Raw genomic sequence first — 13,950 nt, 5'->3', positions numbered from 1 at the left:
AGGCCTTTTGAGAACGCGCCCCGAGCCACTAATGTTCCAGTCGGCAGCCGCGTCGGCGTTGGACATTCTGGCTATCCAGAGTTCGCGGCTTTAATCTACTAATTTGGTAGAATTTAGAAAAAACGGTTTTGCGGCTTTTCTCCCCGGGCGCTAAAAGACCCGGAAAACAAGGCCTGCGACAGCAGCTTGAATCCGCTCCATCTGTAAACGAGAAATATTTTTCTCTTGGCCGGGATGCTTTCAGAAAAGCAATTGCATCCCGATAAGGGATGCGCGAGTGCGTTCCTTCTGGTTTCTCGCGCCCGCGCGTAGAACTGCAAGCTCATTCAGGATTCCGCTCGCGTCCATGTCGCACACTGCTCCCAAGCTCAATGCCTTCCCCGTGTTCATGCGGGTCGAGGGCGAAGCTGTGGCCATCGTTGGCGGCGGCGAAGAGGCGCTGGCCAAGGCGCGGCTGATCGGACAGTCGAGTGCGGTCCTGCGGATTATCGCGGAACACGCCGAGCCTGACCTGCTCGCCTTCGTCGCCCAGGCCGGCGCGAGCCATTTTGCCGCCGCTTACGACGCATCGCAGCTCGAAGGCGCGATCATGGTGTTTGCCGCCAGCGGCGACGAGGAACTCGACCGTCGGGTGGCTGCGGATGCGCGCCGCCTAAGCATTCCGGTCAATGCCGTCGATCGGCCTGAGCTTTGCGATTTCTTCACCCCGGCGCTGGTCAACCGCGCGCCAGTCGCCATCGCCATCGGCACCGAAGGCGCCGGGCCGGTGCTTGCGCAGATGCTGCGCGGCCGCATCGACCGTATGCTGTCGCCGTCGCTCGGGCCGCTGGCAACGCTTGCCGCTTCGTTTCGCGGGGCTGCCGAGAAGCTGCTGCCGAGAGGCAATGCCCGGCGCCGCTTCTGGAATGATTTCTTCACTGGTGCTCCTGCACGCGCGGCTGAAATCGGTCAGCTTTCGCAGGCGCATGATGCTGCCGTCGATCTCCTGCTTTCGAATGCGCCGGCTCGCGGCCACATCGCGCTGGTCGGTGCCGGTCCGGGCGCCGAGGATCTTCTGACCTTGCGCGCACACCGCCTGCTGATGGAAGCCGATGTCATCGTCCATGACGCGCTGGTGCCGGAGGCGGTGGTTGCCATGGGTCGCCGCGATGCCGAGCGTCTGCCGGTCGGAAAGCGCAAGGGCTGTCACACCAAGAGCCAGGCTGAGATCAATGCGCTGCTGGTCGAGCTTGGCCGTGAAGGCAAGCGTGTCGTGCGGCTGAAGTCAGGCGATCCGCTGGTGTTCGGCCGGGCCGGCGAAGAGATGGCGGCACTTCGCGATGCCGGCATCGCCTATGAGGTGGTTCCGGGCGTCACCGCGGCCTTTGCCGCCGCCGCCGATTTCGAACTGCCGCTGACCTTGCGCGGTGTCTCCTCGTCGATGGTGTTCACCACCGGCCACGACCTCAAGGGCAATTCGCTGCCCGACTGGGCCAAGCTCGCCATTTCCGGCGCCACCGTCGCCGTTTATATGGGCCGCTCGGTGGCCGCCGAGGTTGCCGGACGGCTGATCGAGGCGGGTCTGTCGCCAGATACGGCGGTGGCCGTGGTCGAGAATGCCAGCCTCGCCAACCGGCGTCGCTTCCACGGCACGCTTGCCGACCTGCCGTCGCTGGAAACGCGCGCCGATCTTTCCGGCCCGGTCATGACCATCATCGGCGATGCGGTCGCCGGCGCCAACTTTGAACGGTCCGAGCCGCTGGCGGCACACAGGCATGAAGGCGCGTCCAGTTCGGTCGCCGAAGGAGTTCAGCAATGAAGATACTTACCGCCAACCGCCTCACCGACGGTATTGCCGTCTGGTACGCCGATGGCGGCTGGGCCGAGACGGTGGACCATGCCGACCTCGCCCATGACAAGGCAGCCGAGGACAGGCTCGAGGCGACCGGCGCCAAGGCCTATGCCGCCAACGAAGTGGTCGACGTCAATTTGATCGACGCTGAAGTCGTCAACGGCGTCGTCCAACCGGTGCGGCTGCGCGAGAAGATCCGCGCCGCCGGCCCGACCATTCGCAACGATCTCGGCAAGCAGGCTGCGCGGGCAGCATAACCAAGACACCAGGCATGGGCGGACGCGCCCTGAAAGACCAAGCATGTACCGTTACGATGAGTTCGACCACGATTTTGTCCAGGCCCGCGTTGCCGAGTTCAGCGACCAGGTGCAGCGTCGTCTTGCCGGCGAGATCACCGAGGACCAGTTCCGGCCATTGAGGCTGATGAACGGCGTCTATCTTCAACTGCATGCTTACATGCTGCGCATCGCGGTGCCGTACGGCACGCTGAACGGCAAGCAGTTGCGCATGCTTGGCCACATCGCCCGCAAATACGACAAGGGCTACGGCCATTTCACCACGCGCCAGAACATCCAGTTCAACTGGCCGGCGCTGTCTGACATTCCGGCGATCCTGGCGGATCTCGCGAGCGTTGAGATGCATGCCATCCAGACCAGCGGCAATTGCATCCGCAACGTCACCGCAGACCACTTCGCCGGCGCTGCCGCCGACGAAGTCGCCGATCCGCGTCCCTACGCGGAAATCCTGCGCCAGTGGTCGTCGGTGCATCCGGAATTCTCGTTCCTGCCGCGCAAGTTCAAGATCGCGGTGACGGGCGCCGAGCGCGACCGCGCCGCCATTCAGACCCACGACATCGGCCTGCACCTGAAGAAGAACGCCGCCGGCGAACTCAGTTTTGCCGTCTATATCGGCGGCGGCCAGGGCCGCACGCCGATGGTTGCCCGGAAAATCCGCGACTTCCTGCCGGAAGCCGATCTTTTGTCTTACTGCACGGCGATCCTGCGCGTTTACAACCTCTATGGCCGCCGGGACAACAAGTACAAGGCGCGCATCAAGATCCTCGTCCATGAGACCGGCGTCGAGGAGATCACCCGTCAGGTCGAGGCCGAGTGGCTGGAGTTGAAGGACGCCGAGCTGAAGCTGCCGGAAGCCGACATCCGCGCGATCGAGGCCTATTTCGCGCCACCGGTGCTCGCTGGGCGGCCGGAAGGCGACCAGGCGGTCAAGCTGGCGCGGCTCGATTCCAAGGGGTTTTCGGAGTGGCTCGACCAGAACGTCGTGACGCACCGCCATCCCGACTATGCGGCGGTGACGATCTCGCTGAAGGGCATCGGCGAGGTGCCCGGCGACGCTTCGGACAGCCAGATGGAAGCGATCGCCGACATCGCCGAGAAATATGGCTTTGACGAGCTGCGTGTCAGCCATGAGCAGAACCTGATCCTGCCGCATGTGGCCCGCGCCGACCTCAAGGCGGTCTATGATGCGCTGGTCGGCATCGGTCTGGCGACAGCCAACTCCAACCTGATATCGGACATCATCGCTTGCCCGGGCCTCGATTATTGCGCGCTGGCCACGGCGCGCTCGATCCCGATCGCGCAGGAAATCTCGCAACGCTTCGCCTCGCTGGAACGGCAGCGCGAGATCGGCGAACTGAAGCTGAAGATCTCCGGCTGCATCAACGCCTGCGGTCATCACCATGTCGGCCACATCGGCATCCTCGGCGTCGAGAAGAAGGGCTCCGAACTCTATCAGGTGACGCTGGGCGGCTCGGCAGACGAGAACACCTCGGTCGGCGAGATCATCGGCCGCGGCTTCTCGTCGGAAGAGATCACCGACGCCATCGAACAGATCGTCGAGACCTATCTCGGCCTTCGGCTCGACCCACAAGAGAAATTCATCGACGCCTACCGCCGAGTCGGTCCCGCGCCGTTCAAGGAGGCGCTCTATGCTGGCGAAGCCAAGGCCGCTTGACCGTATTGGAGACGTCGATGACGGCATCGCCGCCAAAGCGGCGGGGCTCGATGCGCTCTACGGTCATCTGAAGCCGCTCGAGATCATCGAACGCTCGGCCCGCGAACTGTTCCTTGACGAGATCGCTGCGGTGTCGTCGTTCGGCGCGGATTCGGCTGTGCTGCTGCACATGATCGCCAAGATCGACCGGACACTGCCGGTCATCTTCCTCGACACCGGCAAGCATTTCGAGGAGACGCTCGGCTATCGCGACGCGCTCGCCGCCGATTTCGGGCTGACCAACATAAGGGTGATCAAACCCGAGGAAGCAGCACTCGAACGGATCGATCCGACGGGCAATCTGCATCAGAGCAACACCGACGCCTGCTGCGACGTGCGCAAGGTGGAGCCGCTGGCGCGCGGTGTCGCGCCATTTCGAGCCTGGCTCACCGGCCGCAAGCGTTTCCAGGCCGCGACGCGGGCAGCGCTGCCGGTGTTCGAGGCGGTCGGTCCACGCATCCGCATCAATCCGCTGGCGCATTGGACGACATCGGACCAGGCCGACTATATGCGCGCGCATGCGCTGCGCGAAAATCCACTGGTCGCCTATGGCTATCTGTCGATCGGCTGCTTCCCGTGCACGCAGCCGGTGCAGCCGGGCGAGGACGCGCGCAGCGGCCGCTGGGCCGGTCATGCCAAGACCGAGTGCGGCATTCACCTGTCGGGGCTGGAGAAGTCGCTGACCGACGCATCACTATAGGGTATGCCGAAATTCAGCCGGCCTGCAAACGGCGACCTTCGTCCGGAGACCGCCGGCTTTGCGTGGGATGGACTTTCAGCGGACCTGGATCTTGGGGCTTTAGGAATCTTTATGACTGGACCGACGACACCGGAGACCCGACTCTGGACCACTGCGGGTTTTCACGAGGATGAGTGGACGCATGCCGAAAGCGCCGATGCGCTGTCCGGCAACGGCCGCTTCATCCTGCCGTTGCAAGCCTTCCTCGATCTCGATCCGGAGGTACGCCGCTCGGCCAAGGAACGGCTCGGCGTCGTGCTGCAGCCGGGTGATCAGCTCGAGAAGATTGCCGACCTGCTCGACCAGCTGTCGCTGGTGGCATTGGCCTTCCCGGCCTTCAGCGACGGCCGCTCGTTCTCCAAGGGAGAACTGCTGCGCGGCCGCTACCATTTCGAAGGTGCCGTTCGCGCCACGGGCCAGGTGCTGGTGGACCAGCTGCCGCATATGCTGCGGCTGGGCTTCGACGAGTTCGAGATTTCCAATCCGGTGCTGTTGAAGCGCCTGGAGGAGGACCGTACCGGCGGATTGGGGCTCTACTACCAGCCAGCCGCCGTGCCGGAACCAAAAGGCCCGAAATACTCCTGGCGGCGCGTTCGCAGCAGCTGACGTTGCGGTAATTCCGCGCGTCTTTACATCAGTCGTGTTCAGGCCTTTTCTTGATCATCCGGATGGAAATCCGTGGACGATCGGGGAGGGGTCTTCATGCGTTACGACTATGTCATAGCCGGCGGTGGGTCCGCCGGCTGTGCGCTTGCCGCGCGGCTTTCGGAAGATCCATCGAAAACGGTCTGCCTGATCGAAGCTGGCGGCGAGGGCAGGGATATGCTGATCCGCGCTCCTGCTGGCATTATCAGCATGCTTTCCGGCCGGCCCAGAATCAACAACTGGGCCTTCGAGACCGTGCCGCAGCAAGGTCTTGGCGGCCGCAAGGGCTACCAGCCGCGCGGCAAGGCGCTGGGCGGCTCCAGCGCAATCAATGCAATGCTCTATGTCAGGGGCCATCGCAGCGACTATGACGAATGGGCAAATCTAGGCTGCGAGGGCTGGTCGTGGGATGAGGTGCTGCCCTATTTCCGGCGCGCCGAGGGCAATGAGCGCGGCACTGATGCGTTGCATGGCGGGGACGGCCCGCTGAAAGTGTCGAACCAGCGCTCGCCGAGGCCGATCGCCAAGGCCTTCATAGAGGCTTGTGGCGAAAACCAGATTCGCGCCTCGGACGATTTCAACGGACCGGAACAAGAGGGCGCCGGCTATTTCCAGGTGACCCAGTTTGCCGGTGGCGCCCGTAATGGCGAGCGCTGTTCGACTGCCGCCGCCTATCTCCATCCGGTGATGCAGCGGACCAATCTGACCGTGGTCACGCGGGCGCACGCCACAGGCATCGTCCTTGACGGCAAGCGCGCCACCGGCATCCGCTACCGGACACGCAAAGGCGAGACAGTGGCACAGGCGTCGCGCGAGGTGATCCTCTGTGGCGGTGCCTTCGGTTCGCCGCAGCTTCTGTTGCTATCGGGTATCGGCCCGGCGGCCGAACTTGCCGTGCATGGCATTCCCGTCGTCCACGAATTGCCGGGCGTCGGCAAGAACCTGCAGGATCACCTCGATTTCATCGTCGGCTGGAGATCGAAGGACACCGATATGCTTGGCATGAGCCCGCGCGGCGCGTTGGGTTTCCTCAGGCACATCGCGCAGTGGCGCCGGGATGGAACCGGGCTGATCGCCTCGCCGGCGGCCGAGAGCGGCGCTTTCGTCAAATCCGACCCGGCGCTTGAACGCCCTGACCTGCAGCTGCAATTCGTCATCGGCCTGGTCGAAAACCATGCGCGCACGCTGCACTACGGCTTCGGTTTTTCCTGTCATGTCTGCATATTGCGGCCGCACTCACGTGGCGAGGTTGGGCTGGCCAGCGCCGATCCATTTGCCGCGCCACGCATCGATCCGCGCTTTCTCGGCGACCAGCGCGATGCGGAACTGCTGCTGAAAGGCGTGAGGATCACCCGGCAGGTGCTGGCTTCGCCGGCGCTGACGCGCTACCGGCACAAGGAAATGCACATCGCCGGCGAGCCGAGCGATGCCGATCTGATGACCCATATCCGTACCCGCGCCGACACGGTCTATCACCCGGTCGGCTCCTGTCGGATGGGGGTCGACGAGATGGCGGTGGTCGATCCGCAACTCAAGGTGCGCGGGCTTGAAGCCTTGCGTGTCGTGGACGCCTCGGTGATGCCGACACTGATTGGTGGCAACACCAATGCCCCAACCATCATGATCGCCGAAAAGGCCGCCGACATGATCAGGGCTGCCTGATCGGAGCTCCAGGCCGCGGCGCCCATAGCGCGGCGGTCCTTTTGTTATGACGCAATTGCCCAGGGAAAACGTTACGCGCTTTCCCTGGGAAACCGTTCAAACTTCTCCTGGAATTGCTTAAGCCGCCGCCCGTGCCTCGCGGAACGACACCAGCTTGCGGCGGTTTTCGTCCCACAATGCCAATTTGACGCAGCGCAAGCTTTCGAGCAGCGTGACACGGCCGATGTCGCGCAACTCGGGATAATCCCGCAGCACTTCCTGCAACCGGTAGCACGGCACCTTGGCGGAGAGATGATGGACGTGATGGACACCGATGTTCCCGGTGAGCCAGTTCAGCACCGGCGGTAGATCGTAATAGGACGATCCGTGCAGGGCAGCGTGCTGGAATTCCCAGTCGGCATCCTTCGCCCATTCCGTTTCCTCGAACTGGTGCTGGACGTAGAACAGCCAGATGCCGGCCGAACCGGCGAGGATGACGATCGGCAGGTGGACCACCAGGAAAGCGCCTGGGCCGACGAACCAGATGAGGATGGCTGCCGCGACCGCGATGCCAAGATTGGTGGTCATCGACGACACCCAAGGGGTCAGGCCGCCGCGCATCATGCCGACGGGGAGCCTTTGCTCGAAGATGAACAGCCAGATCGGACCGAGCCCGAACATCACCAGCGGGTGGCGATAGAGACGGTAGGCGAGGCGGCCTCGCCACGACATCTGCCGGTATTCTGCAACGGTCAGCGTCCGGATGTCGCCCATGCCGCGTTCGTCAAGATTGCCGGCGCTGGCGTGGTGCGTCGCGTGGGCACGCCGCCAGCAATCGTAGGGCGTCAGCGTCAGGATGCCGAGCGCGCGGCCAATCCAGTCGTCGGCGTAGCGATTGGCGAAGAAGGAGCCGTGGCCGCAGTCGTGCTGGATCATGAAGATGCGCACCAGAAACCCGGCCGCGGGAAGGATGAGGACCAGTCCCCACCAATGGCCATAGGCATAGGCCGCCGAGGACAGTCCCCAGAGTATGGCGAATGGAATGAGGGTGATGGCGAGTTCGACGGCGCTGCGCCGCCTGTCGGGCTTCTTGTAGCGGGCGAGAATCTTCAGCCAGGCGCGCTTGCTGTTGGCCACCGCCTCAGGGGAAATCATGTTCATCAGGAAGCATAGGCGCGGTGCCTCGCCGCCGCAAGGCAACATCACGCAAAATTACTGTGCGTAATTGTCGCGTGGCTTGGCGGTCGAGCCAGCCAACCGCCAGCTCAACCTGCTGATGACGTCGACCGCTATTCGCGATCGAGGATAGGACAGCCGCGCTCGGTGCCAAAAGTCACGCGCACGCGGTCGCCACCCTGTCTGCCGCGGACCGTGATCTCCCGGCGGCCGATGGACTCAATTCTTGCGCGGCGGATGCCCATTCGCTCTGCCTTGTCGAGAGCCCGGTCTTCCGTGCAGCCTCGTTGACGCCGGTCGCGCCGATCGTCGCGACGGGGACCTTCGCAATCGTCGTAGGCGGGGTCGCAATCTTCCATGAGCTTCAGCCGCGGGCCATGTTTGCCCAATTGCAGCTGCAGATTGTCTGCTTGTGCCGGAAAGGCCGCCAAAGTTATGGCGCCGAGGCCGACAAGCGCCATCAGCGATGAGGTAATCGAAACCTTGCGCATTACGTCCTCCATTTGAACCAACCCATCTATCCTTAGATGGTTCGGCTCTCCCCGGCTATTGCCGATAGGAGGTTTGCTGCCAAGATCGATTGTTGCGTTACGGCCGGCGCCAGCCGATGTCACCGCGCTCCGCCCCATCGAGGCGGTCGAGCAGTTCTCTGAGCCGGTCGGGGATGTCGGCTTCGGTGCGGAAGGCCGGCAAGGTGCGCAGAAAGCGGGTCACCGCCTCGGCGCCGAACTGGCGCCTGATCTCGATGGCCAGCCCCTCTGCCTTTTCGCCCATGTTGCGGGTCATCATCTCAAAATCCTGTCTCGGCTTCGAAACTCCTGCAGCAAGAGAATGGTTCCCCCATCATGCCTGTGTGGCAAGCAAAGCCGGCGGTTAAGGTAAAATTTGAATTAAAGTCGAAATGTCTTGCCTGTCATTGTCCCGCCTTGGCCGGCGGCTTCCATAGTCGCTTACCCCTTGATTTTTGGCCGCCAAACATCGATATCGGGCACAAAATCCACATCATTCGAGATTGACGGGAAACGGCGATGAGCGACCAGGCAAAAGACGAACGCGCGCCCGATGAAGTCGAGGCGACCGAGCCCACAGCCGAGCGCACGGAAGGCAGCACCGACGGTGATTATGAAGCCCTTGTGCGGCTGCTGAAGGAAAATGAAGAGCTGAAGGACCGCGCGCTGCGCGTGGCGGCCGAGATGGAAAACCTGCGGCGCCGCACGGCGCGCGATGTGCACGATGCGCGCACCTACGCGGTCGCGAATTTCGCCCGCGACATGTTGTCGGTGTCGGACAATCTGCGCCGCGCGCTGGATGCGATTCCCGCCGAGGCCAAAGCATCGGGTGACGCCGGCTTCAAGGCGCTGATCGAAGGCGTCGACCTCACCGAGCGCGCCATGCTGTCGGCGCTGGAACGGCATGGGGTCAAGAAGCTCGCGCCTGAAGGCGAGAAGTTCGATCCCAATTTCCACCAGGCGATGTTCGAAGTGCCCAATCCGGATGTCCCGGCCAACACCGTGGTCCAGGTCGTGCAGCCGGGCTATTCGATCGGCGACCGCGTGCTGCGCCCGGCCATGGTGGGCGTCGCCAAGGGCGGGCCAAAGTTCGTCGCCGCTGAAGCACCGGTTGAGCCGGGGCCGGTGAACGAACAGGCTGAGAAAGATGCGTGAGGCAGGGGATAGGCAGTAGGCAGTAGGAAACTAGGGCAGTCGTATCAATCGCGCGGCTTCGTGCTATTCATACTGCCTAATCCCTAATCCCTACTGCCTTGGCCTCATGAACCCTATCGCGCTTCTTGACTATGCCGGTGTCGCCGTCTTCGCGGCGACCGGGGCGCTGGCGGCTTCGCGTAAGCAACTCGACATTATCGGCTTCCTGTTCCTGGCCAGCGTCACCGGGATAGGCGGTGGCACGCTTCGCGACGTTATCCTCAACCTGCCGGTTTTCTGGGTCGCCAACTCCGGCTATGTGCTGGTCTGCGCCGCGGTTGCGGTGCTGGTCTTCTTCAGCGCGCATCGTGTCGAATCGCGCTGGAAATGGCTGCTCTGGCTCGACGCCGTCGGGCTCGCCGCTTTTTCGGTGATGGGCGCGGCCAAGGGGCTTGCGATTACCGGTTCGCCGGTCGTCTCCGTCATCACCGGCGTGCTCACCGCCACTTTCGGCGGCATTCTGCGTGATCTCCTCGCCGGCGAGCCATCGGTGCTGCTCAGGCCCGAAATCTACGTTACGGCGGCCCTTGCGGGTGCCGGCCTTTACACGCTTGGCGAACTTGCCGGACTGCCGCCGCTCGCCTCGGACCTCGCCGGTTTTGCGGCGGCGTTCCTCGTGCGCGGTGGTGCGCTCAAATTCGGCTGGTCGTTTCCGTCCTACAAGAGCCGACCCGGCAGGCGGCCGGAAGATATTCCGTGAAGAGAGGGAATAGGGAATGGGGAATAGGGAATAGGGAATGGGGAATAGGGAATAGGGAATAGGGAATAGGGAATAGGGAATAGGGAATAGGGAATAGGGAATAATCAGTAGTCACAGGAGCTTAATCGTGGCGTCATCACTACTGCCTACTGCCTACTGCCTACTGCCTACTCAATCTCACGCCGCGAAGCGCTGGGCTTCGCCGCCATAATAGTTGACGTAGCGTGCGCCGATCTCCTTGACCGGCATCACGACGAACACATCGACCGTCGAGAATTCGCGATCGATGACGCAACCATCGCCGATGCGGGCACCGACGCGCAGATAGCCCTTGACCAAAGGCGGCATCGCGGCGATCGCCGCCTTGGCATTGACGGCCTCGATCGGCATCAGATCCATCGAGCAATAGCGCCCGGACACCGCGCGCACGTCCCAGGCCGAGTTCGTCCGGCAGTGGTGGGCTAGGTAGGTGAGCGCCTCGGCATGCGCCGCCGGCACGGTGCCGTGAAAGGACGCGCAGCCGGTCATCACACCGATTTCGTAATGGTTGATGTAAGCCCAGATGCCTTGCCACAACGCCTCGATGGTGCGCTTCGAGCGGTATTCCGGCAACACGCAGGAGCGGCCGAGTTCAAGGAAGCGCTGGCCGGGGTGGCGGGCGATGAGCTTGGTCAGCTCGAATTCACCTTCGGAATAGAAGCCACCGGCCGTGGCCGCGATTTCTTGCCGCAGCAGCCGATATGTGCCGACGATGCGGCGATGTTCGGGACCGGAAAGCGTGGTGTCCAAAACCAGCAGATGGTCGCAGAGCGGATCGAACCGATCGGCGTCCCGGCGGTCATGGGCCTGGAACAGGTCCTTCCTGGCGCCAAGTTCGTCGTAGAACACCCGGTAGCGCACTTCCTGCGCGGCCGCGATCTCGGCCTCGTTGCGAGCGAGCCGCACTTCAAGATTGCCTATACGGCCCAGCGCAGCGCCCTTTATGACGGAATCGACGTTACGTCCGGCAAGCAAGGCGCTGCTGGCGTTCGGCCGAGTGTCACATTCCGGCATAACTGTATGCACGAGTGATTCTCCTTCGAGCCATCCCTCTTGGCACGGGGATACGGTGTAGGTGCAACAGGATTGTGACAGTACCGTGATACGACGTCATGGGCAATACTTCGTCGGCTGGCGAATACGATCAACCGGCTACGTTTAAGTGATCGCCCGTGCCGAATGGCGGTGGAAAGCTCAGGCCGCGACGACCTGCCCCTCGACGGCATTGACCAGCGCCTCGGGGTCGAGCGGCTTGGTGACAAAGCCGCTGGCGCCATGGGCCAACACCGCATGACGGGTCTTTTCCTGGCTGTCGGCCGACAGCACCATGATCGGCACCGGCCGCACGGCACTTTCTTCCTCATGGCGGCGGATGGCGGCAATCGCGTCCAGCCCGTCCATGACCGGCATGTGGAGATCCATCAAGACCACGTCGAAGCGGTCCTTGTGCGCGGCGCCGGTGACAGCCTCGACGGCGGCCTTGCCGTTGCCGACCACCTTGACGCGATGCCCGGCCTTCAGCAGCGTGGCGCGGGCCAGCATGGCGTTGATGTCATTGTCCTCGGCGATCAGCACCGACAGGCCGCGCTGGCGGTTGCCGATGGCGCGCAGCGTCGGCGCGCCGCGCCTTTCCGGCTGCGGCGGGCCGAGGCTCGGAGCATGGCTGCTCAACAGCACACGCAGAAGTGTTCCGCCACGCACCGGTCTGGCCAGGAAGGTTGCGTAGCCGCTGGCTCGGAACTCGCCAAGCATGCCGCGATCGGTCGGCGCGATCAGCGTGATCGCCTCACAGTCGGAGAAACCGCTTTGGCGCAGGCGCTTGAGCAGCCTTCCGTCGCCTTCTTCCATCGCTGCATCGACCAGGATCGCATCGCAGCCGGCGGCGAAAGGCGCGGCCTGTGCGGCAGTGGTGGCGATGTCGACCGCGCCGCCATTGGCGCGGATGGTGCGGGCGATGGCGTCGGCCTCGACGGCGTTCTTCGACAGGATCACCGCGCGTCTGCCCGAGAGAGCATTCTGGTGGCCCTGCGGCGCTTCGGTGGCCGCTATCGCAGGGATTTCGAAGACGAACTCGGATCCCTGGCCGAGCCGGCTGGATACCGAGATCGTGCCGCCCATGGCGGCCACCAGGCGTCTGGAGATGGCAAGGCCGAGGCCGGCCCCGCCATGTGTGCGTGTCGACGTGCCGTCGGCCTGCTCGAACTCCTCGAAAATGCGCTCCAGGTCGGCATCACGCAGGCCCGGACCGGTATCGGCGATGGTGAAGCATATGCGGTCGCTGGTTTCGGTGCGTGCGCGTGCTATGCTCACCAGCACGCCGCCGCTGTCGGTGAACTTGATGGCGTTGCCGATGAGGTTGAGAAGCACCTGCCTCACCTTGCCCGGATCGGCGGTGATCAATTGCGGCACGTCGGGTTCGACATGGCAACCCAGCCCGATATCCTTGGCGAAAGCCCGCGCTGCCAGCAATTCGATGATGTTGTCGGCGATCTCGCGCACCGACATCGGCTGCGGCTCGGGGTCGAAACGCCCGGCTTCGATCTTGGAATAGTCGAGAAGATCCTCGATCAGGGCAAGCAATGCGCTGGCCGAGGTCGAGACGGCGCCGACATAGGTTTGCTGCTCCGGCGACAGGCTGGTGTCGGCCAGCAACCTGGCCATCCCCATGATGCCGTTCATCGGGGTGCGGATTTCATGGCTGACGGTGGCGAGGAAGCGCGATTTGGCCTGGCTGGCATATTCGGCCCGTTCGCGTGCGGTGATCAGCGAGGATTCGGCGCGTTTGCGGGCGGTGATGTCGCGGGCGATGGCGCGGTGCGAAACCGCGCCGCTGTCCTTGTCGCGCACCGACAGTTCGATCCAGGAGAACCAGCGCTGCCCGCTCGGCGTGCTGATAGAGACATCGGTGGAACTCAGGCACTCATGGTCGGAAAAGGCGGCATCGGGAACCATGCCGACCTCGATGCCCAGTTCTGCCAGGGTCTTGCCGGCAAGGTCGCGCTGGTCGATCTCGACGAGATCGGCGAAGACCTTGTTGGCATAGACGATGTAGCCATCGCGGTCGCGATGGATGACGAGATCGCCAAGCGCGTCGATCAGGCCGCGAAAGCGCTCATCGCTCTCCTGCATCTCCCACATGCGGTCGGCCAGCGTCTCGATCTCGGCGCGGCTGCGGGCAGTGGTTTCGTCAAGAAGGGCAGAGGTGCGATGTTCGCTCCGCCTGGCGCGCAGATGCAGGGCAAGACCGGCAAGACCGGTTGCCAGCAATGCGACGCTAATGAAGATTGGTGCCCCGGTCAGATGCGCCAGCCCGGCCACCACCACGATGGCGACGAATGTCAGAAAGGGCAGGCTTTCGCGCCTGGAGAATTCCGGCTCGGGCACCAGCGGCGGGGGGGCGGCGGCACCCCCCCCCCCCCCCCCCCGCGGGGGCCCCCCCCCCGCCCGGGGCCGGAGGGCCCGGGGG

General features: G+C 63.7%; 13 protein-coding genes. 8 read left to right on the top strand and 5 right to left on the bottom strand.

All coding sequences use genetic code 11. The annotated features are described in order from the left end of the window. The first annotated feature begins 346 nt into the window (after positions 1-346). The 6 genes from cysG to NKH06_RS29665 all read left to right on the top strand — a co-directional run bounded on the left by cysG (position 347) and on the right by NKH06_RS29665 (position 6,887). Positions 347-1,798: a siroheme synthase CysG gene (gene cysG, locus NKH06_RS29690; protein ID WP_023812515.1), complete on the top strand. Its 1,452-nt coding sequence runs from the start codon at positions 347-349 to the stop codon at positions 1,796-1,798. Beyond that, positions 1,795-2,088, top strand: coding sequence for a DUF2849 domain-containing protein (locus tag NKH06_RS29685; protein WP_023812516.1), 294 nt, complete (start codon positions 1,795-1,797; stop codon positions 2,086-2,088). The genes cysG and NKH06_RS29685 overlap by 4 nt, the downstream gene beginning before the upstream one ends. A gap of 43 nt (positions 2,089-2,131) precedes the next feature. After that, positions 2,132-3,802 (top strand): nitrite/sulfite reductase, encoded by a 1,671-nt coding sequence (locus tag NKH06_RS29680; RefSeq protein ID WP_352894884.1) that lies wholly within the window; start codon positions 2,132-2,134, stop codon positions 3,800-3,802. Continuing rightward, positions 3,777-4,541: a phosphoadenylyl-sulfate reductase gene (locus tag NKH06_RS29675; protein WP_023812518.1), complete on the top strand. Its 765-nt coding sequence runs from the start codon at positions 3,777-3,779 to the stop codon at positions 4,539-4,541. Before NKH06_RS29680 ends, NKH06_RS29675 begins: the two co-directional genes overlap by 26 nt. Positions 4,542-4,652: 111 nt before the next feature. Further along, on the top strand, positions 4,653-5,186 hold the full coding sequence (locus tag NKH06_RS29670) for a DUF934 domain-containing protein (protein WP_023812519.1): 534 nt from the start codon (positions 4,653-4,655) through the stop codon (positions 5,184-5,186). 96 nt (positions 5,187-5,282) lie between these two features. Then, the gene (locus tag NKH06_RS29665; RefSeq protein ID WP_023812520.1) at positions 5,283-6,887 is read left to right on the top strand and encodes a GMC family oxidoreductase; all 1,605 of its coding nucleotides are present in this window, start codon (positions 5,283-5,285) and stop codon (positions 6,885-6,887) included. Between the two features lie 117 nt (positions 6,888-7,004). On the opposite strand, the gene NKH06_RS29660 is transcribed toward NKH06_RS29665, so the two are convergent. The 3 genes from NKH06_RS29660 to NKH06_RS29650 all read right to left on the bottom strand — a co-directional run bounded on the left by NKH06_RS29660 (position 7,005) and on the right by NKH06_RS29650 (position 8,831). Then, on the bottom strand, positions 7,005-8,027 hold the full coding sequence (locus NKH06_RS29660) for a fatty acid desaturase (protein WP_023812521.1): 1,023 nt from the start codon (positions 8,025-8,027) through the stop codon (positions 7,005-7,007). A 128-nt stretch (positions 8,028-8,155) separates the two neighbouring features. Then, the gene (locus tag NKH06_RS29655) at positions 8,156-8,533 is read right to left on the bottom strand and encodes a hypothetical protein (protein ID WP_023812522.1); all 378 of its coding nucleotides are present in this window, start codon (positions 8,531-8,533) and stop codon (positions 8,156-8,158) included. A gap of 97 nt (positions 8,534-8,630) precedes the next feature. Next, positions 8,631-8,831, bottom strand: coding sequence for a hypothetical protein (locus tag NKH06_RS29650; RefSeq protein WP_023812523.1), 201 nt, complete (start codon positions 8,829-8,831; stop codon positions 8,631-8,633). Positions 8,832-9,070: 239 nt separating this feature from the next. On the opposite strand from NKH06_RS29650, the gene grpE reads away from it, so the two are divergent. Both grpE and NKH06_RS29640 read left to right on the top strand, forming a co-directional pair. Further along, on the top strand, positions 9,071-9,706 hold the full coding sequence (gene grpE / locus NKH06_RS29645; RefSeq protein WP_127296395.1) for a nucleotide exchange factor GrpE: 636 nt from the start codon (positions 9,071-9,073) through the stop codon (positions 9,704-9,706). Between the two features lie 106 nt (positions 9,707-9,812). Further along, positions 9,813-10,445: a trimeric intracellular cation channel family protein gene (locus NKH06_RS29640; protein ID WP_352440853.1), complete on the top strand. Its 633-nt coding sequence runs from the start codon at positions 9,813-9,815 to the stop codon at positions 10,443-10,445. Positions 10,446-10,622: 177 nt separating this feature from the next. On the opposite strand, the gene olsB is transcribed toward NKH06_RS29640, so the two are convergent. Together olsB and NKH06_RS29630 are read right to left on the bottom strand one after the other, a co-directional pair. Then, positions 10,623-11,498 carry a l-ornithine N(alpha)-acyltransferase gene (gene olsB, locus NKH06_RS29635; protein ID WP_023812526.1) on the bottom strand — a complete coding sequence of 292 codons (876 nt, stop codon included), beginning with the start codon at positions 11,496-11,498 and terminating at the stop codon, positions 10,623-10,625. A gap of 180 nt (positions 11,499-11,678) precedes the next feature. Next, the gene (locus NKH06_RS29630; RefSeq protein WP_502914516.1) at positions 11,679-13,871 is read right to left on the bottom strand and encodes a response regulator; all 2,193 of its coding nucleotides are present in this window, start codon (positions 13,869-13,871) and stop codon (positions 11,679-11,681) included. Between the last annotated feature and the right edge of the window lie 79 nt (positions 13,872-13,950).

The sequence above is a fragment of the Mesorhizobium sp. M1342 genome, assembly GCF_040317955.1.
Classification (GTDB): Bacteria; Pseudomonadota; Alphaproteobacteria; order Rhizobiales; family Rhizobiaceae; genus Mesorhizobium.
Note: the sequence above shows the minus strand (reverse complement) of the source record. Positions and strands in the feature narration are given on the sequence as shown.

Bases quoted from the DNA above. Each gene is read 5' to 3' on its own strand.
- cysG (WP_023812515.1), top strand. From the start codon at position 347: ATGTCGCACACTGCTCCCAAGCTCAATGCCTTCCCCGTGTTCATGCGG.
- NKH06_RS29685 (WP_023812516.1), top strand. From the start codon at position 1,795: ATGAAGATACTTACCGCCAACCGCCTCACCGACGGTATTGCCGTCTGG.
- NKH06_RS29680 (WP_352894884.1), top strand. From the start codon at position 2,132: ATGTACCGTTACGATGAGTTCGACCACGATTTTGTCCAGGCCCGCGTT.
- NKH06_RS29675 (WP_023812518.1), top strand. From the start codon at position 3,777: ATGCTGGCGAAGCCAAGGCCGCTTGACCGTATTGGAGACGTCGATGAC.
- NKH06_RS29670 (WP_023812519.1), top strand. From the start codon at position 4,653: ATGACTGGACCGACGACACCGGAGACCCGACTCTGGACCACTGCGGGT.
- NKH06_RS29665 (WP_023812520.1), top strand. From the start codon at position 5,283: ATGCGTTACGACTATGTCATAGCCGGCGGTGGGTCCGCCGGCTGTGCG.
- NKH06_RS29660 (WP_023812521.1), bottom strand. From the start codon at position 8,027: ATGAACATGATTTCCCCTGAGGCGGTGGCCAACAGCAAGCGCGCCTGG.
- NKH06_RS29655 (WP_023812522.1), bottom strand. From the start codon at position 8,533: ATGCGCAAGGTTTCGATTACCTCATCGCTGATGGCGCTTGTCGGCCTC.
- NKH06_RS29650 (WP_023812523.1), bottom strand. From the start codon at position 8,831: ATGATGACCCGCAACATGGGCGAAAAGGCAGAGGGGCTGGCCATCGAG.
- grpE (WP_127296395.1), top strand. From the start codon at position 9,071: ATGAGCGACCAGGCAAAAGACGAACGCGCGCCCGATGAAGTCGAGGCG.
- NKH06_RS29640 (WP_352440853.1), top strand. From the start codon at position 9,813: ATGAACCCTATCGCGCTTCTTGACTATGCCGGTGTCGCCGTCTTCGCG.
- olsB (WP_023812526.1), bottom strand. From the start codon at position 11,498: ATGCCGGAATGTGACACTCGGCCGAACGCCAGCAGCGCCTTGCTTGCC.